Source organism: Priestia sp. TGN 0903, assembly GCF_050846855.1.
In the GTDB taxonomy this organism is placed as follows: Bacteria; Bacillota; Bacilli; order Bacillales; family Bacillaceae_H; genus Priestia; species Priestia zanthoxyli.
In genome coordinates this window covers 39273-61026 of sequence record NZ_JBOZGL010000003.1, presented here as the reverse complement: position 1 = coordinate 61026, position 21754 = coordinate 39273, and the positions used below count along the sequence as shown (strand labels likewise).

General features: G+C 36.4%; 28 protein-coding genes and 1 pseudogene. 6 read left to right on the top strand and 23 right to left on the bottom strand.

Going from position 1 to position 21754, the window contains the following annotated elements; genetic code table 11:
- Positions 1–689: 689 nt before the first annotated feature.
- The 5 genes from ACRPLY_RS10970 to ACRPLY_RS10950 form a co-directional block, all read right to left on the bottom strand.
- The gene (locus ACRPLY_RS10970; RefSeq protein WP_325078078.1) at positions 690–1979 is read right to left on the bottom strand and encodes an FtsW/RodA/SpoVE family cell cycle protein; all 1290 of its coding nucleotides are present in this window, start codon (positions 1977–1979) and stop codon (positions 690–692) included.
- 8 nt (positions 1980–1987) lie between these two features.
- A complete protein-coding gene (locus tag ACRPLY_RS10965; RefSeq protein ID WP_325078079.1) occupies positions 1988–2395 on the bottom strand; it encodes a PadR family transcriptional regulator in 408 nt (135 codons plus the stop codon).
- 3 nt (positions 2396–2398) lie between these two features.
- Positions 2399–2932 (bottom strand): sigma-70 family RNA polymerase sigma factor, encoded by a 534-nt coding sequence (locus ACRPLY_RS10960; protein ID WP_028414648.1) that lies wholly within the window; start codon positions 2930–2932, stop codon positions 2399–2401.
- A gap of 142 nt (positions 2933–3074) precedes the next feature.
- Positions 3075–3332 (bottom strand): hypothetical protein, encoded by a 258-nt coding sequence (locus tag ACRPLY_RS10955; RefSeq protein ID WP_325078080.1) that lies wholly within the window; start codon positions 3330–3332, stop codon positions 3075–3077.
- Positions 3333–3387: 55 nt separating this feature from the next.
- Entirely contained in the window at positions 3388–3795 is a 408-nt protein-coding gene (locus tag ACRPLY_RS10950) for a DUF1878 family protein (protein ID WP_325078081.1), read from the bottom strand.
- Positions 3796–3963: 168 nt separating this feature from the next.
- On the opposite strand from ACRPLY_RS10950, the gene ACRPLY_RS10945 reads away from it, so the two are divergent.
- Entirely contained in the window at positions 3964–4164 is a 201-nt protein-coding gene (locus tag ACRPLY_RS10945) for a hypothetical protein (RefSeq protein ID WP_099331191.1), read from the top strand.
- 62 nt (positions 4165–4226) lie between these two features.
- Here the strand turns inward: ACRPLY_RS10945 and ACRPLY_RS10940 are convergent, their stop codons facing one another.
- On the bottom strand, positions 4227–4724 hold the full coding sequence (locus ACRPLY_RS10940; protein WP_274862654.1) for a hypothetical protein: 498 nt from the start codon (positions 4722–4724) through the stop codon (positions 4227–4229).
- 108 nt (positions 4725–4832) lie between these two features.
- Here ACRPLY_RS10940 and ACRPLY_RS10935 point away from each other — a divergent pair, with 108 nt between their 5' ends.
- Both ACRPLY_RS10935 and ACRPLY_RS10930 read left to right on the top strand, forming a co-directional pair.
- Positions 4833–5003: a hypothetical protein gene (locus ACRPLY_RS10935; RefSeq protein WP_167387326.1), complete on the top strand. Its 171-nt coding sequence runs from the start codon at positions 4833–4835 to the stop codon at positions 5001–5003.
- A 14-nt stretch (positions 5004–5017) separates the two neighbouring features.
- Positions 5018–5791: pseudogene (locus ACRPLY_RS10930) on the top strand (Cof-type HAD-IIB family hydrolase).
- A gap of 27 nt (positions 5792–5818) precedes the next feature.
- Here the strand turns inward: ACRPLY_RS10930 and ACRPLY_RS10925 are convergent.
- From ACRPLY_RS10925 to ACRPLY_RS10915, 3 genes are all read right to left on the bottom strand, one after another.
- A complete protein-coding gene (locus tag ACRPLY_RS10925; protein WP_325078082.1) occupies positions 5819–6184 on the bottom strand; it encodes a cupin domain-containing protein in 366 nt (121 codons plus the stop codon).
- Between the two features lie 31 nt (positions 6185–6215).
- The gene (locus tag ACRPLY_RS10920; RefSeq protein ID WP_432231854.1) at positions 6216–7469 is read right to left on the bottom strand and encodes an erythromycin esterase family protein; all 1254 of its coding nucleotides are present in this window, start codon (positions 7467–7469) and stop codon (positions 6216–6218) included.
- Positions 7470–7601: 132 nt separating this feature from the next.
- Positions 7602–8663, bottom strand: a complete 1062-nt coding sequence (locus tag ACRPLY_RS10915; protein WP_325078084.1) for a beta-carotene 15,15'-monooxygenase — start codon at positions 8661–8663, stop codon at positions 7602–7604.
- A 189-nt stretch (positions 8664–8852) separates the two neighbouring features.
- Between ACRPLY_RS10915 and ACRPLY_RS10910 the strand changes: the two genes are divergently transcribed.
- Positions 8853–9155, top strand: coding sequence for a hypothetical protein (locus ACRPLY_RS10910; protein ID WP_325078086.1), 303 nt, complete (start codon positions 8853–8855; stop codon positions 9153–9155).
- Between the two features lie 431 nt (positions 9156–9586).
- Here the strand turns inward: ACRPLY_RS10910 and ACRPLY_RS10905 are convergent, their stop codons facing one another.
- Positions 9587–9913, bottom strand: coding sequence for an antibiotic biosynthesis monooxygenase family protein (locus ACRPLY_RS10905; RefSeq protein WP_165636398.1), 327 nt, complete (start codon positions 9911–9913; stop codon positions 9587–9589).
- A 232-nt stretch (positions 9914–10145) separates the two neighbouring features.
- Here ACRPLY_RS10905 and ACRPLY_RS10900 point away from each other — a divergent pair, with 232 nt between their 5' ends.
- Together ACRPLY_RS10900 and ACRPLY_RS10895 are read left to right on the top strand one after the other, a co-directional pair.
- Entirely contained in the window at positions 10146–10970 is an 825-nt protein-coding gene (locus ACRPLY_RS10900; protein ID WP_165636397.1) for a hypothetical protein, read from the top strand.
- A 291-nt stretch (positions 10971–11261) separates the two neighbouring features.
- Positions 11262–12128, top strand: coding sequence for an alpha/beta fold hydrolase (locus tag ACRPLY_RS10895; protein WP_224980352.1), 867 nt, complete (start codon positions 11262–11264; stop codon positions 12126–12128).
- A 234-nt stretch (positions 12129–12362) separates the two neighbouring features.
- On the opposite strand, the gene ACRPLY_RS10890 is transcribed toward ACRPLY_RS10895, so the two are convergent.
- The 13 genes from ACRPLY_RS10890 to ACRPLY_RS10830 all read right to left on the bottom strand — a co-directional run bounded on the left by ACRPLY_RS10890 (position 12363) and on the right by ACRPLY_RS10830 (position 21532).
- Positions 12363–13826, bottom strand: coding sequence for an ATP-binding protein (locus tag ACRPLY_RS10890; RefSeq protein WP_432231853.1), 1464 nt, complete (start codon positions 13824–13826; stop codon positions 12363–12365).
- Positions 13814–14491, bottom strand: coding sequence for a response regulator transcription factor (locus tag ACRPLY_RS10885; RefSeq protein ID WP_432231852.1), 678 nt, complete (start codon positions 14489–14491; stop codon positions 13814–13816). Before ACRPLY_RS10885 ends, ACRPLY_RS10890 begins: the two co-directional genes overlap by 13 nt.
- A gap of 7 nt (positions 14492–14498) precedes the next feature.
- The gene (locus tag ACRPLY_RS10880; RefSeq protein WP_048019469.1) at positions 14499–15272 is read right to left on the bottom strand and encodes an ABC transporter permease; all 774 of its coding nucleotides are present in this window, start codon (positions 15270–15272) and stop codon (positions 14499–14501) included.
- A gap of 13 nt (positions 15273–15285) precedes the next feature.
- Entirely contained in the window at positions 15286–16113 is an 828-nt protein-coding gene (locus ACRPLY_RS10875; protein WP_325078091.1) for an ABC transporter permease, read from the bottom strand.
- Positions 16110–16835: an ABC transporter ATP-binding protein gene (locus ACRPLY_RS10870; RefSeq protein ID WP_325078093.1), complete on the bottom strand. Its 726-nt coding sequence runs from the start codon at positions 16833–16835 to the stop codon at positions 16110–16112. The genes ACRPLY_RS10875 and ACRPLY_RS10870 overlap by 4 nt, the downstream gene beginning before the upstream one ends.
- Positions 16836–16898: 63 nt before the next feature.
- Positions 16899–17162 carry a YesK family protein gene (locus ACRPLY_RS10865; RefSeq protein ID WP_154991944.1) on the bottom strand — a complete coding sequence of 88 codons (264 nt, stop codon included), beginning with the start codon at positions 17160–17162 and terminating at the stop codon, positions 16899–16901.
- A gap of 53 nt (positions 17163–17215) precedes the next feature.
- Positions 17216–17527, bottom strand: coding sequence for a hypothetical protein (locus ACRPLY_RS10860; protein WP_301862261.1), 312 nt, complete (start codon positions 17525–17527; stop codon positions 17216–17218).
- 122 nt (positions 17528–17649) lie between these two features.
- Entirely contained in the window at positions 17650–17856 is a 207-nt protein-coding gene (locus ACRPLY_RS10855; RefSeq protein WP_045290861.1) for a helix-turn-helix domain-containing protein, read from the bottom strand.
- Positions 17857–17866: 10 nt separating this feature from the next.
- Entirely contained in the window at positions 17867–18424 is a 558-nt protein-coding gene (locus tag ACRPLY_RS10850; protein ID WP_301862259.1) for a DUF2975 domain-containing protein, read from the bottom strand.
- A 191-nt stretch (positions 18425–18615) separates the two neighbouring features.
- Complete coding sequence (locus ACRPLY_RS10845) at positions 18616–19035, bottom strand: GNAT family N-acetyltransferase (protein WP_325077050.1); 420 nt, start codon at positions 19033–19035, stop codon at positions 18616–18618.
- 196 nt (positions 19036–19231) lie between these two features.
- The gene (locus ACRPLY_RS10840) at positions 19232–19639 is read right to left on the bottom strand and encodes a universal stress protein (protein WP_028409472.1); all 408 of its coding nucleotides are present in this window, start codon (positions 19637–19639) and stop codon (positions 19232–19234) included.
- 14 nt (positions 19640–19653) lie between these two features.
- Positions 19654–21120 carry a SulP family inorganic anion transporter gene (locus ACRPLY_RS10835; RefSeq protein WP_432231851.1) on the bottom strand — a complete coding sequence of 489 codons (1467 nt, stop codon included), beginning with the start codon at positions 21118–21120 and terminating at the stop codon, positions 19654–19656.
- Positions 21121–21328: 208 nt separating this feature from the next.
- Positions 21329–21532, bottom strand: a complete 204-nt coding sequence (locus ACRPLY_RS10830; RefSeq protein ID WP_028414668.1) for a helix-turn-helix domain-containing protein — start codon at positions 21530–21532, stop codon at positions 21329–21331.
- Positions 21533–21754: the final 222 nt, after the last annotated feature.

Genomic DNA, 21754 nt, shown 5'->3' with positions numbered 1-21754 from the left:
CTTATTTAATCATCGTTACTACACTTACGCGAAATTGCAAAGGAGAATACAAAATTAAATCTATCGTTGAATCCAGAATAAAAGAAATCATAATTGTTCTACTTACTTTACTGCTAGTCATCTCTGTGTTGATTAACTGTTCTAGCTATTTTAATAGTACAGAAATAAAAACGTTCACCTCAAAATGTTATGATAACGGCGGAGATGCGATAGTAGAAATACATAATCCAATTACCAATGACTATTCTTTTAAATGTAAATAGCTGAGTTAAAAAACAGCTGGTCACTGAACAAGCTTACCTAGAAGAGGGCTAACGATTTAGCCCTCTTCTATACGTTAAAATATCGACGTATTAAGTCAACAATAAAGGAGTTCTTTATGAAACATGTCATATTAGGCATCTGCGTATTCGTATATGCCGTACTATTAGACTATCTAAAATATAACTATGGTCTTAACCTTATAGGAAAGGTGCTAATTCTGTCTGTTTTAACTGGTGTTACGTATAAAATTGTCGAGAAAATATATGAAAACCGAGAAACTACCTCAAAGAATTAAAAAACCTATAACCGCTCTAGATATAAAACAAACGCTGACAATTGGATGTCAGCGTTTGTTTTACTTGTTTTTATGAAGTGAATTATTTGCTCATAAAAGCAACAGATCTTAAAGTCTCACGATCTATACTCTATTGCTGATTACCATGTAAGGTGTTTGTAACCATTAAATCCTTACGTCTATAAATACTCAACACAATTCCAATTAAGAAAGCATTTAACAAGATCGGCATCAATCCATAGCTAATAAAGGGCAGTGACATGTTTGTCATAGGAAAGAATCCGACAATCATTCCTACGTTCCCAACTAGCTGTACAGTATAGACCATTACAACTCCTGCTAGTAAAAGCTTGCTGTACGTATCGTTTAGATTTCGAGCAATAAACATAATTCTCAGAGCAACTAAACAAAGAACCACAATAAGAATTGCTGCAAATAACCATCCGTAATAATACGTAAAACTTAAGAAGACGAAGTTAGTATGAGCCTCAGGGATGAATTGATCCGCAAATGAATGCTTGCCAAACCACCCTGCACCCACAAATAGATGATGTATTTCTAAGAGTCCAAATTTGGATGTTAAATATTCAGCGTTATAGGGATTTAAAAATGAAAGAACTCTATACTTCTGATAATAAGCAACGGTCATCCATCCAATTATGCCCCAAGCAGCGACTAACGCAAAGCCAGTTCCTAGGACAATGGCTATTTTCTTTTTATTTAGCTTACTCCACCAGATCATCGTAAAGGTCATGGCTACATATATAAAGAGCGTTGTAAGGCTGAATTGTAAAAAGAAATACGATGACAGAATGAACAAAAGAATAAATTTCCACATTTTAAAGCGATCGCTTTGAAAGAACCCTCCCCATGCCATAAGGAAAAAAGGAATGGCCATTAAACCTTCCATTTTTAAAGGCCCTAACTTAAAAACAGCTTGACCGTCTACGACGGTGTTAAAATGCCTTGTGAGGAACAATAAGAGTGCAGTACCTAATAAATAGAACATCCATCCTTTATTGGCCATCTTTCTATAGTCTATCAACATCATGCCAAGAGCTAAAACCCCACCTAAAACTACAAAGATAGCCTTATACATAGAAAAATGATTATCATTCATATACCCTTGGGACAGCAGTGGCAGAAACCCTAAAAGAAGAGCAGCTACAAATAAAATTAAGGTCATCCAGTCTACTTTCGGTCGATGAATACGGTTAAGACTTTGACCAATGCTGATGGGATTTCCCATTTGAGTAACAGCCTTGGCTTCTGCTTGGTCTTCGCTTATCCCTTTTTGCAGCCAATAGCTTTTTACTTCGTTTAAATGATGATGCAATTCCGCAGAAACAAATGCCTTGGCTTCTTTTGATTTTATTTGTGCCTTCACTTGTTCCAAGAATGAATTTCTTTGTTCACTCATATCCTTCTTCACCCCTCAAATATTTCTTTAAGACTCATTTGATTAGATAATGGCTGCTCTTCCACTTTTTTAAGTAGCCTGCAGCCCTTTTTATTTAATTGATAAAACTTAGCTCCGTCTTCTTGCCAACTGCTCGTCAATATACCTTTTAGCTCTAGTCGATGCAGGATGACATATAAAGCCCCTTCGTTTTCTTTAAAGTTTAAAATTCCTCGGCTTTGCAGTAAGCTGACTAACTCATAGCCCGTTTTCTCCTGCACAAGCAGCTGCATCATAGCAATCAGAATTTCTTCGTCGCTATGAGTCTCTTGCTTTATTTTTTCGTGAATGCTTTTCTTATGGTTTTCTGTAAATTTCAGCTGAGCAAACACTTCACGATTCATCGTTTTTCTAAGATTTTTAAGACGTTTATCCATGACTCATTCCTCCAGCATTTCTTTTAAAAGTGATTTTGCACGCCTCAGCCTTGTTTTTACTGTATTCGTTCCGGTTTTGGTTACGAGCGCAATGTCTTTAATTAACAATTCTTCATAGTAAAAGAGGTAAATCACTTCTTTATATTTGGTAGGCAGCTTCATAACAGCTGACATCAGCTCGTGGTCTTCTTCGTGTTGAATAACAGCTTCCTCTATGTTTTCTTTTTCACTTATATGATTTGGAAAATAGTCTGTCGCCGGTATGATGTTTTTGTTGTACCAACTTTTTAAAAAGTCTTTACAGTGGTTAATTGCGATTTGCCATAACCACGTCCGAAACTTGGATCTACCGCTGTACTTGTAAAGATTTTTGTAGCATTTAATAAAAATCTCCTGCGTCAAATCCTCCGCAACCGCTACGCTGTTTACATATGAGTAAGCCAGCTGCAAGATTTCCTGTCCATATCGATCCATAATTTCATCTATCACTAGTTCTTTGTCTTGTACGTGTATCCATTCTACGGTTAGTTCTTTCACTTCTGCCTCTCCTTTCTTGTTCTTAGACGAAGCGTTTTATAAAAAGGTTTTTGTATTTTCATTTTTATTTTCTAGATAATTGCATGTACATAAAAAAAGATTCTCTACACGAGAACCTTTCCTTGTACCTCTTATGTATGTGCTATGAAAAAAGATTGCCGATGAAGATAATAAATCCCGTCACTAGAGTTAATCCAGCACTAATTACTACTGTCAAAATACTTCTCACAGCCGATACCCAATTGTTTATTCCAAAGAACCCTGCGATGCCGGTGAAAAATAGAATAATCGCTACACAAAAATTTATATTTAATAATGAAGGGTGATTAAAAGCGACGAAAAATAAACCAACCCACAGTAACGACAAAATAAATGACCAAAAGTTAATGATTCGTGCCACTCCAATTAGCCTTCTTTCTATTTGAAATCTCTCTGTTTAAAACAGTTTAAATTATTTATTTCAAATCTATTTTTAAACGCTGCAATAAAAAGTCACACACTTCCATTTGAATACACTGCTTCTTTAAACTGCACAATAAATATTCTAGTTCAAATTCCTGATAAAAGATTTTAGCAACAACCGATTTTAATTCCTCTAAAGTTGGTTGTTCTGACGCATATAATTTATCCAACGGAAGATTAAATTGAGAGAACAGCTGATCATTTTGATAAAAGGTAGAAATGTCTTCACCTTTGATTCGACAGCTAAACACACCTAGCATGTTTAAAAATACCTTCACTTGATTTTCTTCAAATTCATGATCAATCACAAACATAAAAAAAGGATGTTCCTCTGCGTTAATCATGTGCTTCATGAGACTCATTTGATATTTTAATAGCTTCACTTCTTTTACGACATCCAACTTCTTCCCATCTTTCTTTTAAAAATGATCCTACTATACTCTGTGAATTTTACCATAATCTAGTAGTGTCAATAAACCGTTTATAGAAAATTACTTTGTAATGAATGGAATAATAAGGTATATTGTTATAAATGGTAATAATTTCATAAACCGAAAGCGAGGATACATATGGGCCTGTTACTAATTGCGGTTATTATCACGCTATCCATCATTTTAGATTACTTTATTTTTGACTATGAAGATAAGCACTGGGGCTGGTTGAAGAAAGCTTCTACACCCTTTAGAAGAAGTGTTATTGGCTGTTACTTGCTTATGTCGTTTGTTATTTATTTTGGTTTGAGTCTTCCGTATATTAAGCCTTTTTTATAAATATTAGTCTGCCTAAACTGGTTAGCCTATAACTCTTATCTAAAGGTTACAGGCTAACCCACTCATTTCACCACCACTACAAATTGTTTGTCTTCAAATTTGAACATTTCCCCTAATTCATAGATATACTTCTTTTTGTCTAATTTATAATACTTTCCAAAATACAGCGTTTTCAAGTTAATACTCATATCTAGACTTGAATCTTTTTCTTCCGCTTCACCTCCGTCTAAGCAAGAGTATAATTCAATGTAACAGCCCTCTATAAGGTGTTCTTCAATATAAGTAAATAACTCTCTTATCGATTTAGGATGTGTATCACAAGATAATTCATAGATATATGGCAAGGTGAATACGTGCTTGATGTCGCTATACCCGTCGGTTAAACGATTAACACTAATACCGTACGCATCTTCTTCTTTTTCATAGATTGTAATTATCTTTTCTTTCTTTGAATTTCGATTAAAGGAAGAAACTTCGGATAAAGGCACCAGCGTTTCTTTTGTGCCAAAACTTCCTGTAGGCAATTCATAAGGAGATCCTATATAGTGATGTACAGTCATATTCGTCACTTCTCTTTGCTTATGTAAAATACTATTATTCTATCACTCTTATTAAGATTACATACAAATACAAGGAAAATATGTATAATAAAACCAGGAGGTGACAGCATGAAGAAACTACTGCCTTTTCTATTTTTAGCCGCTCTCTATTTGTATGACTCTTCATACAATCATACTGCTTTTTTACATAAACCGGTTGTTTCGGCGTTTTTATATGTAGGTGCTATTTTTGCCTGTTCGCTACTGCTTGTAAATGTAAAAAAAGAGCGTGCTGTTTAAATAAGGAGATTACTATGAGCTATAAAATTGTATTCTTTGACGTAGATGGAACTCTTACTCATCACGAAAACGGGACTATTTCCACCAAAACTCGAGAGATTGTAAAAAGTTTAAAGCACAAAGGATTAAAAATCGTAGCCCCTACCGGAAGGCCTTTATCTCTCTGTGAAGAAATTAGAGAATTAGGTATAGATACGCTCATTACCGCAAACGGAGGGTTTACTGTACACGATGAAAAAGTTATTCATAAGCTGTCCATGGATAAGGACGTTGCGCGCGAAGTCTTTGAATACGCAGCCTCCCAAAATCACGGCCTTTCATTTTACACAAAAGAGCTCAGCATGAACGGAATCAAAGATGATAATATTTTAAAAGCCCTGAAGGAAACGCTATCGCTCAATGATTATCCTCAAATGAATGAGCGTATTTATGATGAAGATATTTATTTAATGTGCTTGTATGGTGATGACAGAACCGCCGAGCACTATGCACAGCGATTTCCTCATTTACTATTTAAAAGGTGGCACCCTTTTGTCTTAAGTGTTCTTCAAGAAGAAATTACAAAATCGGTAGCTATCCTGAAGGTCTTAGACTATTTTAACATCCATCAATCCGAGGCTATTGCATTTGGAGACGGAGAAAATGATATTGATATGATAGAGTTAGCCGGCCTTTGAATTGCGATGGGCAACGGATCTGATAAATTGAAAAGCCTCGCAGATTTTGTAACGAAAAAATCGGGTGAAGATGGAATTGAATTTGCTCTTAAAAAGTTTAAAGTTCTATAAAAAATCAGCATGCTTGGATAACTCTATCTAAGCATGCTCTTTTACCTCCATAAATTCTTCGGGTTGTAAAGCCTCGGATTGAATGACAATGGCCGCCATGCCCTCTTCGCTTCCCGACGTATGCCATTCTCCTTTTTCCCACAGTGCTGCTTCTCCACGTTTAATCGAAATTCGTCTTTGATCCTCTCCTGTTACCCACCCTTCACCTTCGACTACGATAAATAACTGAGGTATAGGCGCTTCGTGATATCCTACCGTTCCTTCTCCGTCTATATACATATAACCGATCGTAGCTGCTTCGTTTGTTTGAATCATTTTTACGTAAGTAGCTAAATTCGACTGATATTTTTCTACTTTTTTGCCATGTTTTTTACTAAATTTATAGATTTTCAATGTGCACCTCTTCTTTGTTCATTACGATTTTTTATTTATTTTTACTCCGTTTAAGATACTCGGGCGGAGAAACAGACTCAACGAGTAAAGCACCGTCTAGCTGATTACGCGGTACAAATAAAGTCGGCATAGTACCGCTTTCTAAAAAGATCGTTTTAGTGAATATCCATTTGTTGTCTGAGTTTTTTTCAACCTGTGAGAAATCCGTAAATAACGCCGGTGACCGCACTTGATGCATGTAATCTTCTAGACTTTTTTTAGGCGGCTTCTCTATTTTATATGGCTGCCCTGTATCCGTATGTATTTCACCTTCATACATAAATAAGCCTAAGTAATAAGACTGTTCCTTTATTTTACTAGAGACAATTGCTCCTAGAGGTTCAAATCCCGTAAACGTTTTGTATTGCTTAAAAATATGAAGGTTATGGGCCCAAATAATAATTTTCTCGTCAGGGTACAGCTCCTGGCAAATCCATTCTAGATTTTCTTTCATTCTTTTTTCTCTTACTTTTTTATAGGTTCGGTGGTTATGGTGAATATGGTTAATAAAATATAAGCGATTTTGCAGACATCGAATAATCATTTTAAACTTACATACAAGCTCTTGATTTTCAAGATGCAAAACGTATTCTTCATGTAGATAAGCTTCTAAATCTCCTATCACTGCGCTTGCTTTTTCTTTAAACTCTTCAAACTCATGTAGCATTTCTGCTGGGACTTTTTTTCTTCTCGCTTTATATTGCCCTAGCTGGTAGTACCATTTATATACGCCTGCCTCAATGTATTCGATCTTTTCTATCACGTCTTTAGACACTACGGGACTCAGCTGCTGAACAAATTTTACGAAAAGATCAGGATTAGAAGAAGGATTAATATCGATTCCTATTAAACTTAAATCTGATTTTTTCATCAGCTGAAACAAAGACAGATTTTCTTTTGTTGCCCATAAAGAATAAATCGCGTTTTTTAAAAAGTCTTCATCTGTAAACTCTTCCTTTAACTCATTAGCACTATGGCATTCCGCCAAGCCGCTTTCAAATGCCACTACGGTAAAATTCATTTCTTTATGTAGAAATTCTATTATTTTTGACTTCATCATATTATGTTCTCTTATGTTATGACCGTTTTCTCCTAACCACACAACTCTCTTACCTTTTACGATATAACGGAGAAATTCAAACTCTTGCGGCGTACATTCAGTTGGTTTGCTTAAATGGATTGAGTTTTCAGATAGCCATTCTATAGAGTTTAAATACTTCTCTTTTCCTCTAAAAAAAATTCCCATACACTATCCCCCTTTATCGAATTACCTATTACTTCCATTTTACTAAAATACAGCTAACACTTCACTATTTATGTCCAGTAGCTGATCACTAGCAAAAAGACCTTATATATCTGGTCCTAGCTTTCTAGAATCCTAGATTAAGCCCTTCTGAGCTTTCTCCAAACGTTCTTTAATTATTTTCTTAAACGCATGAGGATCATCTACACGAATAGCTACCTGCTTGTATTTCTTTTTGATTCCCATAAAAAGTGTTGCTTCAACTGGAAACTTTAATGTTAGTAAGAGATCAGGATGCACGGTTTCAAAATCACGTGCGATAAATTCAATCGTAGTGTTAGGTATTTTTTGTTCGAGGGTGTGAGTGTCTTCTATTATTTCTTCAATATCTTTAAAAGAGATTTCAATACGCTTGGCTAAGCCAAACGAAACGTATATACGGTCGTCTTCAACTCGTAAAGGGTTAAGCCTTAATGCTTGAATATCTCCTATAAAGAAAACAATACTGTAAATATTAAGGATCAGTAAAACGATTGAAAGAGTCATAGACGTATTGTGCAGCAGCCAGTGAAGCCCTAATGTTTCAATAACAATCGCGTGAATAATCATAATTTGAAACGTGACAAAACTTGAGCGTTTATACAGAGTAAACGTATTCTCTTCAGTACTCGGCTGCTTCTTCCACGTTCCAAACGCATAGTAAAACATCAGCATTTCTGAACACAGTACGTGTATAAACGGTTGTTTGGAGAACTTTTCGTTTACAGCCCGCGAAAAGGAAAATAAAAGCGGTAAAGAGCTTGATTTGATCCTTCTTAAGATAGGCGGTACGTTTTTGACTAGCATAAATAGCAGTGAAAGTTCAAATAAAATGAGTACTCCTTCTATGCCAACTCCTAGCCACATAACCGACTGAAAAGAAGCCAAGTATTCACTTGGAATGATAAAACGCGCAGCAATAAGGCCTGTAGCCATTAATACAATAAAGTATTTTAGACTGAACTTACGCTGCCAAGCTAGAAATAAGAGCGGAGCCACAAGGCTTAAGTCTAAAATAGAACCTACTACTACTCCGTTGAAATTACCAGGCAACGACTGAAGTCCAAAAGAAGAATGATATAACACGTAATTTGAACTTATTACTAACAGCAGTAAAAAAAGAGCGACCAGAGACACCGTTTTTTTATGAAGAACCAAATAACCCACCTCACTTTTAGTTGGTGAAACACAAAAATTCCTGTTACTTCCATTTTACCAATGGAGTTGATTTAAGTCACTTTGTAGCGTGACATTGTGTTATAAAATCATTTTTTATTTACCAATTCTTCTATACAAATAATTTACAATGTAAAAAGATTTTTACATTTATTGTAATGAGGAGTAAGAATGGATTGGGTTAAAATTGTGTATTCATTCATCCTGTTAGTTTGCGGTATTTTGATTTTTGTTACATCATCTTCTCGAAAAGGTGATGAAAGGAAGAAGTTTATCAGCACGAAGGCTCAATCATACGCATTTGTGGTAGTTATAGGTATGCTGATTTTAGAAGTTATAGAGTCCATTTATCGGACTTTTCAAGGGAAAAGTTCTTATGATGGCATTGGCATTTCGCCGCTAATATTTCTAACGATGATTTCAGTTATATATTTGATAACGTTTCTTACCTACAGAAAAAAATACGGTGATTAATTGAACGATCATAAGTAACAAATAAAGAAGTTCAGCTCGTCTTTCCTGGTGAAACGATAGATATAACCTTACCTTATAATTAGCTTTTAATACAGCCTCTAGATGACATACGACAGTAAGTGAGCTTGTTATAAGTGCTTTTTTAAAAAGTAATAACTAGACCTCCTACTGAGGTTTTTTTTATGCACTCTTAAAATAAAACATCTCCCTTAACTAAACTCAGGAGATGACACTATAAACGGTGAGTTCATTAGCGTTTTCTTACTCTCTATTCTGTTTCTCAAGTAATTCAATCACTCGATCATTTTGTTTAACAATCGTTCTTAGCTTTGCTTCTATCGAACACAAAGTGATAAAAACGGCTATAAATCCTATAACGCCATAAAACATAGCGGCTTCTCCCCTTTTTAAAGCAATTAAGCATATACGCTCTACATCTTAAAAAAGCTATGCCTTTCCACTTTGCACACTCTAAGCGAAAACGTTTGATACCATTCTGTTTTTCCTTTGTGCTGGGCTGCACGGTGGGCTGAGTTTTCTTTCCACATTTTGATTGATTCTAAAGAATCCCAGTACGAAATGGTAATGCCTAAGTCTTGATCTCTGGCACTTTCTATTCCTAAAAAGCCTTTTTGATTAGATGCAAGCTCTACCATTTTGTCTGCCATGATTCCGTAACCCTTCTCGCCTTCCGTTCTTTCAGAAGCAAAAATAACGGCATAATAAGGCGGTTCGGGGGTTTTAGCAATTCCACTCATATTGATTTCCTCCTTTAGACGTCATATTAATAGTAAAAAAGTATAAATGCATAATTAATTTTTCTATTACCTTTATCTTCTTTTAGTACTATTTTTATAAATTCCATTATAATACTTTTTTAAGTTTACCTATACAAAATGTAACATTTAATAGTATATAAAGATAAATATTCCATTTATATGATATAGTCTTTATAAGTAAGTAATAAACAAAGAGAAATGGAGTTTCAACATGAGGAACATAAGCAAGATAACAACTGGGACCATTACGATAGCTTTGGCGCTTGGATTAATGGGGTGCAGTCACACAACTTCAAACAATGAGAGCATAGATGGAAGCGAGGCAAAAAAAGAGCTGGCCATAGAGCTGAAATTTCTGCAAAACGAGTCCGAACGCTTAATTAATAATGACGGAAAGATAGAAGATAAAACGTTTCAAAGCTACAAAAATGATTTTAACCTGCTGTCTGCGTCTATTAATAGTACGTCAAAAGTAGAAACACAAAGTGATAGCGAGCTAAAAAAAAGCATAGCCCACTTAGCAAAAGACGTAGATACTTTAACAGAAAAAGAGTATGTAACATCCTATAAAAAATTCAATTCAAGCAAGACGATCTATGAAGTTACGCTCATGAACAATATGCATGACGTTATAGATGCAACAAAAACTTCGGAAGAAAGCAGTAACGTGTTAGACTCATTTGATGATAAACACTTTCATTCTTCCGAAGCACAAATAAAAAAAGATGTGGGGCCTGCGATCAATCATATCAACACCGCATCTAAATATAAAATAGAGCTCATGCAAGACGAAATCCAAAAGCACCGCGACAGTTATACAAAGCTCCAGCTCGAACAATTAAAAAAAGCCACTCATAATTTTGATTTGTCTCTTAACGATCAAATTAAATCGATTCAATCCTATAAACCTATAAGTGGAGGTTATAATATAAGCAGAAACTTTCGCTATAATTCCTATGATAAATATACAAATGCCTGTGTATACATTACTGACTTTGAATCTAATTTAGGAATTGCCAAGGCCGGTGATTTTTAAAAAAAGGCTCTCTATAAAGTACTTTTAGAGAGCCTTTTTGCTGTATTCATTACAAACGCGATTTCTTTATTTCTAGCGTTCTATAAATATTTTCTTCTCATGAGCCAGATAAAGCATCGCGTACATCCTAGGAATATCGAGGTTATATTTCATAAATAATAACCAAAATAAGGGTTTTAAGAGAGCTTTATAGCTCATTTATCGCGCAAGGAAACCTTATTGTTTGATACATCAACTAATAAAGAGTAAAGTTTTTCTATAATAAAGGTTAAAAGCGAAAGGATGAGTAACATGTTTAAAGACGGTTATGTAAAAGTAAATGATGTAAATCTTCATTATGTAACAAAAGGTGAAGGCGAGCTTATGCTGTTTTTACACGGATTCCCTTACTTTTGGTACACGTGGCACCATCAGTTAGAAGAGTTTTCCAAAGATTATCGCGTGGTAGCTGTAGATATGCGAGGCTATAACTTATCAGATAAGCCAGAAGAAATTTCTTCTTACAGCATGCCCATTCTAATGGAAGATGTAAAACAGCTAATTGAAGCATTTGGTGAAAAAGAGTGTGTGCTAGTGGCGCATGATTGGGGCGGCGCTGTTGCATGGGCATTCGCTTATACATATCCGCAGTATGTCAAAAATTTAGTGATGTTTGATGCACCGCACCCTTACACCTTTATAAGAGAGCTTGCTGAAAATCCTGCTCAACGAGAAGCAAGCAGCTATATGAGCTTTTTCCAACAGCCAAACTCTCAGGATGAGCTACTTGCAAATCATAGTGAAAAATTAAGAAACATGCTAACGGAGCCCGGTATCAAAAAAGGCTATTTAACAAAAGAAGAAGAAGCTAAATACGTAGAGGCGTGGAACCAGCCGAATGCAATGAAATCCATGCTTAACTACTACCGTGCGTCTTCACTTTACCCGTTTGAAGAGCGCGTTCATAAACCTGTAGCACTGCCGCATAAAGTATTCGAATCTCCAACTTTAATTGTATGGGGAAATGCGGACGAAGCGTTTGAAAATAGTAATTTAGATGGAATTGAAGAGTACGTTCCAAACGTAACGATTCACCGCTTAGATGGTGTAGGACATGCTCCTCAACATGAGCAGCCAGAAAAAGTGAATGAATTTATGAGAGAATTTTTAAGCAAATAAACGAGAGAAAGACTGCAGAATACGGTATACCGCCGTTTTGCAGTCTTTTTTTAAATGCTAAAAGCTGATTTCATCTATTTTTTACATGATTGGTTTATTTTTCAACGTTTTAACAAGTGTATACCGGGTATAAATTTCACTGTACAGATGCAGTCCCCCCAAAGGAACATGTACATTTCTTTCTTACTTACCCTTTTTGGAACTCTCTTTTTTGAGGGTTCTTTTTTTACGCATTTACTCTTTCCTTATCGGAAGAACAATCTTAAATAATGCCCCTCCCGTCTCTTTATTATCGACCGTGATGCTTCCTCCGTGGTTTTTCACAATGGAATGAGCAATATAAAGACCTAGCCCTAAGTTTCCGTGGCCGCTTGTTCTCGACGCATCTTCTCTGTAAAACTTTTTAAACACCTGCTCTTTGTTCGATAACGCAAAGCCGGGACCCGTATCATGTATTTCAAAGATTACTTCGTTATGATGAATGACGGTATTCCACCCTATCTCCCCTCGTTCAGGCGTATAGCGAATACAGTTTGTAATGATATTATCTAGCACTTGAGAAATACGCTGAGGATCTCCGTAAAATTGACTTGATGCTTCTGTTTCACTAACCGAAGATAAAAAGGCAATCTCTTTTTTTTGACATAAAAGCTGAAACTCGTCTGCTTTCTCATGAACAAATGAGATTATATCGATTGGCTCTCTCTTTACGGTAAAGCCCGGATTTTCGATCACAGATACTTCTTGCAGCTGATTTAATAGCTGAATCGAACGCTGTGTATTTGTGTAAATCGTATGTAAATATCGATTAAGCCTCTCCGGGTCTCTTTTGCTTCCTTCTACTAAAATTTCCGTATGTCCATGAATAATCGTAAGAGGCGTTCGTAAATCATGCGCAATCGCAGCCGTCATATCTTTGCGGTCTTCTTCTAGCTGCCACTGTTTAGCTAACGATTGCTTTAATTCTTTTCGCATTTCTTCAAAGGCGTGAAGCAGCTGACTTAATTCTTTGGCGTCTTGAGTGACCGACAGCGAAAAATCTAAATTATTATGCTGAATATTTTTAGCTGCGGTCATCAGCTCATTAAAAGGCCGTTCAATTTTTTTGCTAAATCGTCTTCCAAACAAATAAGCAAACAAATAAAAGTAAAGAAACGGGCTGGCTAGCGATACAAATGTGACAAGCGCAACGATCCATTTAATATTCGGATTAGCAGAAGCCATATTTAATTGATATCTTAGCGCAATCGCCCCGTTTACTTCGTCTTTTGAATTAAAAAGCGGATAAACTTTTATAATATATTTACCTGAGCGGATATTGGTATTGACCTGAGAGTAAAAATCCCGTTTATTTTTTATGTATGAAGTGGACATGGACCCATACACAATTTGCCCTTTTTTATTTATAATTTGATAATCCATTCCTTCTAGCGGAATCACCGCTTCTACTTGGTTTTTAGCATCTCTTGAAAGGAGCGCATCTTCTTTTTCTTTTACGAACTGAAGAATATCAGGAATTTGTTTTTCATAATAATTTGCGGGATTCAGTGCTCCGGGCATAAGAAACCAGTTTACTGCAATCACAATGCCCCACGTTAAAAGCGTCGCAAGCAGGCTGTACACCAAGATCAAATGAAAGGATAACACAAACTGCGCTTTTAACGTCGCCCGGTTCATCCATTTTTTTATTTTATCCATTTGTAACCAATTCCCCAAACGGTTGAGATGTAAGGCGTTTCGTCATATTTTAATAGTTTTGCTCTAATTTTCTTTACGTGTTCCGTAATCGTAGACGAATCTCCTTCCGCGTCATAGCCCCACACCTTTTCATACAGCTGCTCGCGTGTAAAAACCTGACCTGGATGAAGAGCGAGGAAATGAATGATCTCAAATTCTCTTGAAGTAAACGGAATTACTTCATTGCTATGTAAAATTTGATAGCCATTTAAATCAATGGTTAACTCTCCAAAGTGAAGCCTGTTATAGGAGTTACTGTTAATTCTCTGCTCTCGGCGCAGATGGGCGTAAATGCGGGCTTTTAGTTCTTTCATGCTAAAAGGCTTAACTAAGTAATCATCTCCACCCACTAATAGTCCTTTTACTCGGTCCTGCTCCGTTTGTTTAGCGCTTAGAAAGATAATGGGGCATGATATGCTTTTTCGGATCATTTCACAAAGTGCAAAGCCGTCCATGCCTGGCATCATCACATCCAGCACAATTAAGTCTGGATTTATTTTTAACTTTGTTAACGCTTCTTGCCCTTCGTAAGCAAACACCACCTCATATCCTTCATCTTGGAGCGCATCTTTCATAAATGAAATAATGTCTTTTTCGTCGTCCACTAGTAAAATTGTTTGCTTCATCTCCATCTCACCCTACCCATTCCTTCTTTTTCCATACGAATAGGTTTATTATAAGGCTAATAAGCAAAATTGGAAATAATAGGTTCACTAAAAATTCAGAGTTTGGCCTGCTTAATTCATGAAAAACAGAATCGGTTACGGAGAAAAAGAAGCTTAGTTTATCTGACACATACACACTTCCAATTAAAGCACCAATGGTTGCGACGTAAGATAAAATGGAATTAGGCATAAGAACACTCAGGATACTCCCGATACTAATAACCGCTATAAAGATGCAAAAACAAATGCCGTAAAATTTCAACGAATATAGTAACGCCCCTAAAGTCCCTAGCGTATGTCCGCCTAAAAATGTGGTTTCATTTACATGAGGCATAACCATTCTTCCAAGACATGTCCCCACTACCCACGTAATACAAAGAATAATAAAAACTAGTAAACATTGAACTGCCCACTTTACAAAAAACAGCTTCAAACGATGATGCGGCCGAATTAATACCATACGTAGCGCTCCGGACGTGTACTCGCCGTTAAAACTATCTGCCACAAACATAGGAATAACAATAAACGTAATCACAAACGATAGGTCTCGAAGAAGCAGTGGTGCTGAATTTAAAGAATCAATTTTTACGTCATGAGCCGCATCAAAAAATGAAATGCCTCCCCTTTGAAAGAAAAAGAACCAAATAAAAGCAAGTAATCCTATGTACACACCTAGTACCACTGCTGTCTTTTTCCGTTTAAACGTTCGCTCTAATTCACTGATAAAAAGTCCTGTCATCATGTCTTCTCTCCTTTTATAGAAACGATTCTTTTTTTCGAATAGCTACATATGTTAAACCGCCAAAAAATAAAATATAAAAACCTAAAACGCCGAAATTCCAGCCTACAAACTGCGGGTTTTCTGCCATCATGACTGTGATCCCCTGCCATTGAATCATCGGTACAGAAGTAAAGAAAAGCTGTCCAAAGAGCTCTTCACTCATCCACTGCTTAAATCCTGTTAATAAAGTCGGGTACGAAAACGAGATTAGTATAAAAGCAACCCCAATTCCAACAGCCGTAGTAGTCGTTTTACTAATAACAGAGATAAAAAACAGCACACAGCATATCGCAATCGTCGTTAAATAGGCATACCCATAGAATGCAAGATTATATACTAGCGCTTCTTTTATGTTGAAGACATGGCTGTGATAAAATACAAAGTAGCTTTGCGGATGTTCAAACATTAGAAAGCCTATCACATAACTCATACAAAAATACGTGATAAAAAACAGTAAATTAAACAGCAAAATCACTGCGGCTTTTGCGAGGATAATTTCTTTAAACGAATACGATCGTATCATGACCATTCTCAGCTGTCCTGATCGGTACTCTTCAGTAACAACGAGTGTAATAAAAACTAAGAACATGGCATTAAAAACGGTAAATAACATTTCGGCTAAGCTCAGTACAGGAAAGTTTCCCGCAAACGTATACTGCGGTAAATCGACTGTGAGTGCTCCATTTTGTTTTTGGAGATAAGAAGAAGCAACTAACAGCACAACTGGTACTAATAAAAAAGTCAGCCACGCCACTTTTCGTTTCCAAAGTCTCTCCCACTCCGCTACTAGCAGCTCCTTCATTGCGACACCAGCTCTACAAACGCATCTTCAAGATTTTTACCGGATGCTAACTGATCTAAAGCGCCGTCCCACATTAGCTCTCCTTCTCTCATCACCACAATTTGATCACATACTCGCTGTAATTCATCCAGTAAATGACTAGAGATTAAAATCGTTTTGTTATAGTCACGTTTTAAGGTAAAAAGCAGCTCGCGCAGTTCACGTACGCCCATTGGATCTAAGCCGTTGGCTGGCTCATCTAGTATCAACAGGTCCGGGTCGCCTAGGAGCGCTTGAGCAATGCCGAGCCTTTGCTTCATTCCCAGAGAATACGTTCGAACTTTATCGTTTTCTCTGCCGGTTAATCCCACAATATCAAGCACTTCTTTTACTCTTTTCTGCCTTTCTTGCTTTGTTGAAAATGGATGCAGGCGAGCTAAATTTGTCAGGTTTTCTTTTCCCGTCATATAAGGAAAAAAGATGGGTGACTCTACAATCGCACCAACGCTTTGCAGTGCTTCTTTCCTTTGTGAAACAATAGGTTTATTAGTAATAAAAACTTCTCCCCCAGTTGGTTTAATCAACCCCGTCAATAAACGAATTAACGTTGTTTTACCAGCTCCGTTTGGCCCTAGCAGTCCGCATATTTCTCCTTCCTCAATTTGAAACGATACTTCTTTTACTAAGTGACGACGTCTCACTTTTTTTGAAACGCTCTTTACCTCTAAAATAATATTTTTCATCTTAAATCCCCCCTACACGTAGTATAGGAGGGATTTATAAAGAATTTATAAAGTTTATAAAAATTATTGTACAGGTTTTTTAGCTAAGATATAGGATACCACTGCGAATAAAAGCAAAAATACAGATAAAAACAAATAGCTAGCGCCTTCAAAGCCTCTTACCTCTACATAGCCAATATAAAGAAGAACAGCGGCAGCAATAACGGTTAGCATGGAAGGAATCATTCTAATGACCTTGTTCCATTTCATTTTTCTGAATAGCCAAGTTAACATGAGTATAAGTACACCTGGCAGCAGGGCAATCAGTAAAGGACCGCCTATCATCATATCTATCAACCTCTCTAAATCCTAATCATTCACCTATAATAAAAATAATAAACTTACGGCTCAGAAATTCCATTTGCAATCGCTAATAAAAACATCAAAGCAGAAAGCAACACAAAAAAGATGCTGTTTGCGATAATGCTAAACCACACAACCCTCTGCTTTTTCGTTCGAACTCCTAAAACTAACGCCACAATAAAACCAACGTCTATGGCAAAAAACAGCCACAGCGGAATAGTCAAATCACCGCTTCTACTTGGAAAAATTGAATTTGATGGGAATATCCGATTCGCAAAAAACACTACAAACGCAGCTGCCAGCAAAATAACGGTTAATAAAATCGGCTTATTTTCTTTGGAAACACTCATTTCAAATACCCTCCTAACTAAAGAAAATAATACCATATAGTACTAAATTGAAATATACAAATTATAAATTCTCAACACCAGAAAGAAAAAGAGGACATAGATTTTATCTACGTCCTCTTTTTTTATTCATCTGGTACATATTCTAAAATGTCCCCTGGCTGACAGTCTAGCACTTCACAAATGGCTTCCAGCGTAGTGAAGCGTATGGCCTTCGCTTTTTCAGTTTTTAAGATAGAGAGATTGCTTTTGGTAATCCCAACTCGATCTGCTAGCTCATTTAAAGATATTTTCCTTTTGGCCATCATGACGTCTAAATTGACTCTAATCATCTCTGACCTCCTATATAGTAAGTTCACTTTCCTGGGCAATTGCAACTGCTTTTTTAAAGAATGCCCCTAAAAGAAGGATAAAAACGGCTGCTATAAACAGAATACCATCTATTGAGTACGAAATAGTAATAGTTCCATGTTTAAGATTTAATAAAGGAGCTAATTTAGCAGCAATAAAAAACTTGGGAATTCCAGCCGCAAACGATCCTATTAAAAAGATAATACCTGTTGCAAAAATAGCTTTTGTGTTGCTTGAAACAAAGATAATTCCCTTAGCTGCATTTTTAAATAATACTTTAAAATTCCAAAGCATTGCAATCGATAAAAAACAAGAAATCAATAAGGCTACAATCCAAATTTGGACTAATTTTGTATCCGGAATTTCGTTCAGCTTAACATCAAACAATCCTTTTCCTAATGATAAATTAAAAGATGAGTTCTGTAAGATCGAGTCGTCAAACTGAAGGTAAATAACCATTATTCCCATAATACCTGCTACAAAAATATTAAACCAAAATAAAGTGTTGACCAGATAAAAAAGAATTCGATAACCATTTGTTCGTTTCATGTAAACATCCTCCATAACTGTTGTTAGGATTAATTTACCATGTATATATAAGGAAATCAATGATTATTTATCGAAAAACAATAAATTTTATATTTTTTTTGATAAATAATAGTCGTTTTAGATAAAAATAAGAGATTCTATTGTAATGACATATAGACTTAATTTATATAAACAGCAGTCTTAGCCATAGCTTATTCTAAATATTCTTCCGCTAAAGAAGGATTTAAATAACGAGCCATGCCGGTTTTCATTTTACGAAATCCTGCTTTTTTATAAAACTCTTCATTACCCGCTGTGGAAACAAGGTGAATGCAGGAAATATCATTAAGCTGAGCAAGCAGGTTTTCTATAATTTGCTGGCCAATTCCTTTGTTCTGATAGTGCTCATCAATCACAACATCATAAATCGCAGCATTAAACACCCCGTCTGAAAGAGCTCTGCCAAACCCTGCTATGTTATCTTCATCATAAGCAATAGCTACTACGTTGCTTGATTGAAATACTTTTTTAATTTTTTCTTCATTATGGTTCGTCCATCCTACCGAGTGATAAATTTCTTTCATTCTCGACCACTCAACGTTTTCTATAGAATGTGAAAAGGAAATTTTCATAGAATCTACTCCTTTTATTTTTTATAAACTATTTCTTTTTTCAAAAACAAAAGTCCTTGGTAGATTATTACGAGTATGTGTATACGATAAAAAGCATCATACATGTCAGTGATGATTTATAAACGTTAACTTCTATATTTAACCGCAAAAAAGGTACAAATCATCTGCGATTTGCACCTACAATAACTACGTTCGTTTACTTAATAATCATAACCGGACAGTGTACTCGTTTAGCTACTTTATGACTGACGCTGCCTAGCACCATTTCTTGAAGAGAATTTAAGCCTCGGCTTCCTATTACCACCAGATCAAAGTTGTTTTTATTGGCGTAGGCTACAATGGTTGGCCCCGGGTCGCCGCGTTCTATTTTAAGCTGATGCGCTATCTGCTTCTTTTCAAAGCAGCTCTTTATTTCTTCGAGCGCTTGCTGTCTTTTTTGTTTCAGCTCTCCGTGTAAAATTTCGGTTTTCGCCTTTGATAAGTCAATAACCGAAATAATTTCTACTTTTGATTGCGGTATGAAAGAAGCAACTTGTATCGCATGCTCCGCGGCTCTTTTTGAATGTTCTGATCCATCTACAGCTAACAAGATTTTTTGATACATTCATTGTCCCCCTATCAATGAGCTGATGCTCTTGCATTTGACTTGTTGTAAGTCGCTAACCTTTGAAGCAGCTCCTCACTTACATCATTTAAACCTGTCAGCTTCACTTCAGCAGACGTTTGTTCTTTTAACTTTAATACGACTTTATCAATGGCCGCTACGGCTGAGTCGTCCCAAATATGCGCTTCTGAAAAATCAATTAAAATTAAATCTTGTTTTTCTGCAAACGAAAACGAGTTAACAAAGTCTTCTACAGAGGCAAAGAACAGCTGACCTTTTACTTTGTAAACTGTTCGATGTTCGGATTCTTTTGCTGACACATCTAGCTTTGAAATTTTAGCCGCAAAGAAAACTGCGCTTAAAATAACACCTGCAATAACTCCTTTGGATAAATCGTGTGTTGCTACAACCGTAATCACCGTCACAAGCATCACGACGGTATCTGTTAAAGGAACTTTTGTGAGCGTACGAAGTGAAGACCAATCAAATGTTCCGATCGATACCATAATCATGACCCCTGCTAGTGCAGCCATTGGAATTTTGACAACCCAGTCCCCTAGCACCAAGATGAGAAACATAAGAAATATCCCCGCTACAAACGTTGATAAACGACCGCGTCCGCCTGATTTTACATTGATAACGGTTTGACCGATCATCGCACAGCCGGCCATGCCGCCAAAGAAACCAACGACGATATTCGCAATTCCTTGCCCTCTGCTTTCTTGGTTTTTATTACTAGACGTATCTGTCATATCGTCCACAATCGATGCCGTCAGCAGCGATTCCGTTAATCCGACAATAGATAATCCTAGCGCTGTCGGAAAAATGATGGACAGTGTTTCCATATTCCAAGGAACGTTAGGAATAGAAAACACCGGCAGTGACTTTGTAATTTCTCCTAAGTCTCCTACTGTACGCAAATTAAATCCTCCAAAAATAGCTACAATTGTCATGACGACAATCGCTACTAATGGCGAAGGCACTGCTTTTGTAAAGCGCGGTAAAACGTAAATAATAACAAGAGTTAACGCCACAAACACATACGTCATCGTTGAGATTCCTACAAAATGCGGAACTTGTGCCATAAAAATTAAAATCGCTAATGCATTCACAAATCCTACCATCACGGATCGAGGAATGAATTTCATAAAGCGAGCAATTTTAAAGATGCCAAACAGAAGTTGAATCACACCCGTTAAAATAGTCGTTGCCCATAAATACTCCATTCCATGCTCTTTTACGAGTGTCACCATCAGCAGGGCCATCGCGCCGGTAGCTGCAGAAATCATCGCAGGACGCCCTCCTACAAAGGCCATCACAACGGCGATACAAAAAGATGCGTGTAAGCCCACCATCGGATCTACCCCGGCAATAATAGAAAATGCAATAGCTTCAGGAATGAGCGCAAGTGCTACGACAATACCTGAAAGAATATCTCCTTTCACGTTGCCAAACCACTCCACTTTTAATTTATTGAACATGATAACCAAAAACACCTTTCTCTCTATAGTCATAAACGTTTACTGTACGCTTTTCTAGATTTTGGACAATAAAAGTAGTAAAATAGAAAATAAATAGCACCTAAATGGAACGTTTATGGTACTTTTAATATATAAAAAAATGAGTGAAAACAGCCCAACATATCCCATCTTCCTCAAGTATTATATTTACGTACATGAAACACGTTTATTAAAACGATGAAGTCAGCTTCTTTATTTTTTCCTCATTTAATCCAAACGCTTCTTTCACTTTATTTTCTAAGTCCTCTGTAATCCTCCTCTTCCCAACTTCCACTAATGCAATGAGTGAAAAACTGCAGTTTACTCTTTCAGCGAAATTCCGCTGATTCAAATTGTAGCTTTTCCGAATCAATTTGATGGTGTCTTTATCCATATTGTCACCTCGCTTTTTTTATATAAGTGGCTTCCAACTCTCATAGAAGCCGAGACGTTGTTAACAACTAAAACTCTAGCAGACCTAAACCAAAATGTCTATCACTTTTTGTTCCAAAAACGATCTTTTTTGGAACTATACTTCTTTTTATACTGAAAAGAAATGTTATGAGCGGAAGGAATTTGGTACAATAGGTAAATATAAATAAACAATCCATGCAGG

What these genes read in the sequence shown, in the direction of transcription:
- ACRPLY_RS10970 (WP_325078078.1), bottom strand. Translation starts at nt 1,979, where the DNA reads ATGAGTGAACAAAGAAATTCATTCTTGGAACAAGTGAAGGCACAAATA.
- ACRPLY_RS10965 (WP_325078079.1), bottom strand. Translation starts at nt 2,395, where the DNA reads ATGGATAAACGTCTTAAAAATCTTAGAAAAACGATGAATCGTGAAGTG.
- ACRPLY_RS10945 (WP_099331191.1), top strand. Translation starts at nt 3,964, where the DNA reads ATGGGCCTGTTACTAATTGCGGTTATTATCACGCTATCCATCATTTTA.
- ACRPLY_RS10940 (WP_274862654.1), bottom strand. Translation starts at nt 4,724, where the DNA reads ATGACTGTACATCACTATATAGGATCTCCTTATGAATTGCCTACAGGA.
- ACRPLY_RS10935 (WP_167387326.1), top strand. Translation starts at nt 4,833, where the DNA reads ATGAAGAAACTACTGCCTTTTCTATTTTTAGCCGCTCTCTATTTGTAT.
- ACRPLY_RS10920 (WP_432231854.1), bottom strand. Translation starts at nt 7,469, where the DNA reads ATGGGAATTTTTTTTAGAGGAAAAGAGAAGTATTTAAACTCTATAGAA.
- ACRPLY_RS10910 (WP_325078086.1), top strand. Translation starts at nt 8,853, where the DNA reads ATGGATTGGGTTAAAATTGTGTATTCATTCATCCTGTTAGTTTGCGGT.
- ACRPLY_RS10905 (WP_165636398.1), bottom strand. Translation starts at nt 9,913, where the DNA reads ATGAGTGGAATTGCTAAAACCCCCGAACCGCCTTATTATGCCGTTATT.
- ACRPLY_RS10900 (WP_165636397.1), top strand. Translation starts at nt 10,146, where the DNA reads ATGAGGAACATAAGCAAGATAACAACTGGGACCATTACGATAGCTTTG.
- ACRPLY_RS10895 (WP_224980352.1), top strand. Translation starts at nt 11,262, where the DNA reads ATGTTTAAAGACGGTTATGTAAAAGTAAATGATGTAAATCTTCATTAT.
- ACRPLY_RS10890 (WP_432231853.1), bottom strand. Translation starts at nt 13,826, where the DNA reads ATGGATAAAATAAAAAAATGGATGAACCGGGCGACGTTAAAAGCGCAG.
- ACRPLY_RS10885 (WP_432231852.1), bottom strand. Translation starts at nt 14,491, where the DNA reads ATGAAGCAAACAATTTTACTAGTGGACGACGAAAAAGACATTATTTCA.
- ACRPLY_RS10880 (WP_048019469.1), bottom strand. Translation starts at nt 15,272, where the DNA reads ATGATGACAGGACTTTTTATCAGTGAATTAGAGCGAACGTTTAAACGG.
- ACRPLY_RS10875 (WP_325078091.1), bottom strand. Translation starts at nt 16,113, where the DNA reads ATGAAGGAGCTGCTAGTAGCGGAGTGGGAGAGACTTTGGAAACGAAAA.
- ACRPLY_RS10870 (WP_325078093.1), bottom strand. Translation starts at nt 16,835, where the DNA reads ATGAAAAATATTATTTTAGAGGTAAAGAGCGTTTCAAAAAAAGTGAGA.
- ACRPLY_RS10865 (WP_154991944.1), bottom strand. Translation starts at nt 17,162, where the DNA reads ATGATGATAGGCGGTCCTTTACTGATTGCCCTGCTGCCAGGTGTACTT.
- ACRPLY_RS10860 (WP_301862261.1), bottom strand. Translation starts at nt 17,527, where the DNA reads ATGAGTGTTTCCAAAGAAAATAAGCCGATTTTATTAACCGTTATTTTG.
- ACRPLY_RS10855 (WP_045290861.1), bottom strand. Translation starts at nt 17,856, where the DNA reads ATGATTAGAGTCAATTTAGACGTCATGATGGCCAAAAGGAAAATATCT.
- ACRPLY_RS10850 (WP_301862259.1), bottom strand. Translation starts at nt 18,424, where the DNA reads ATGAAACGAACAAATGGTTATCGAATTCTTTTTTATCTGGTCAACACT.
- ACRPLY_RS10845 (WP_325077050.1), bottom strand. Translation starts at nt 19,035, where the DNA reads ATGAAAATTTCCTTTTCACATTCTATAGAAAACGTTGAGTGGTCGAGA.
- ACRPLY_RS10840 (WP_028409472.1), bottom strand. Translation starts at nt 19,639, where the DNA reads ATGTATCAAAAAATCTTGTTAGCTGTAGATGGATCAGAACATTCAAAA.
- ACRPLY_RS10835 (WP_432231851.1), bottom strand. Translation starts at nt 21,120, where the DNA reads ATGTTCAATAAATTAAAAGTGGAGTGGTTTGGCAACGTGAAAGGAGAT.
- ACRPLY_RS10830 (WP_028414668.1), bottom strand. Translation starts at nt 21,532, where the DNA reads ATGGATAAAGACACCATCAAATTGATTCGGAAAAGCTACAATTTGAAT.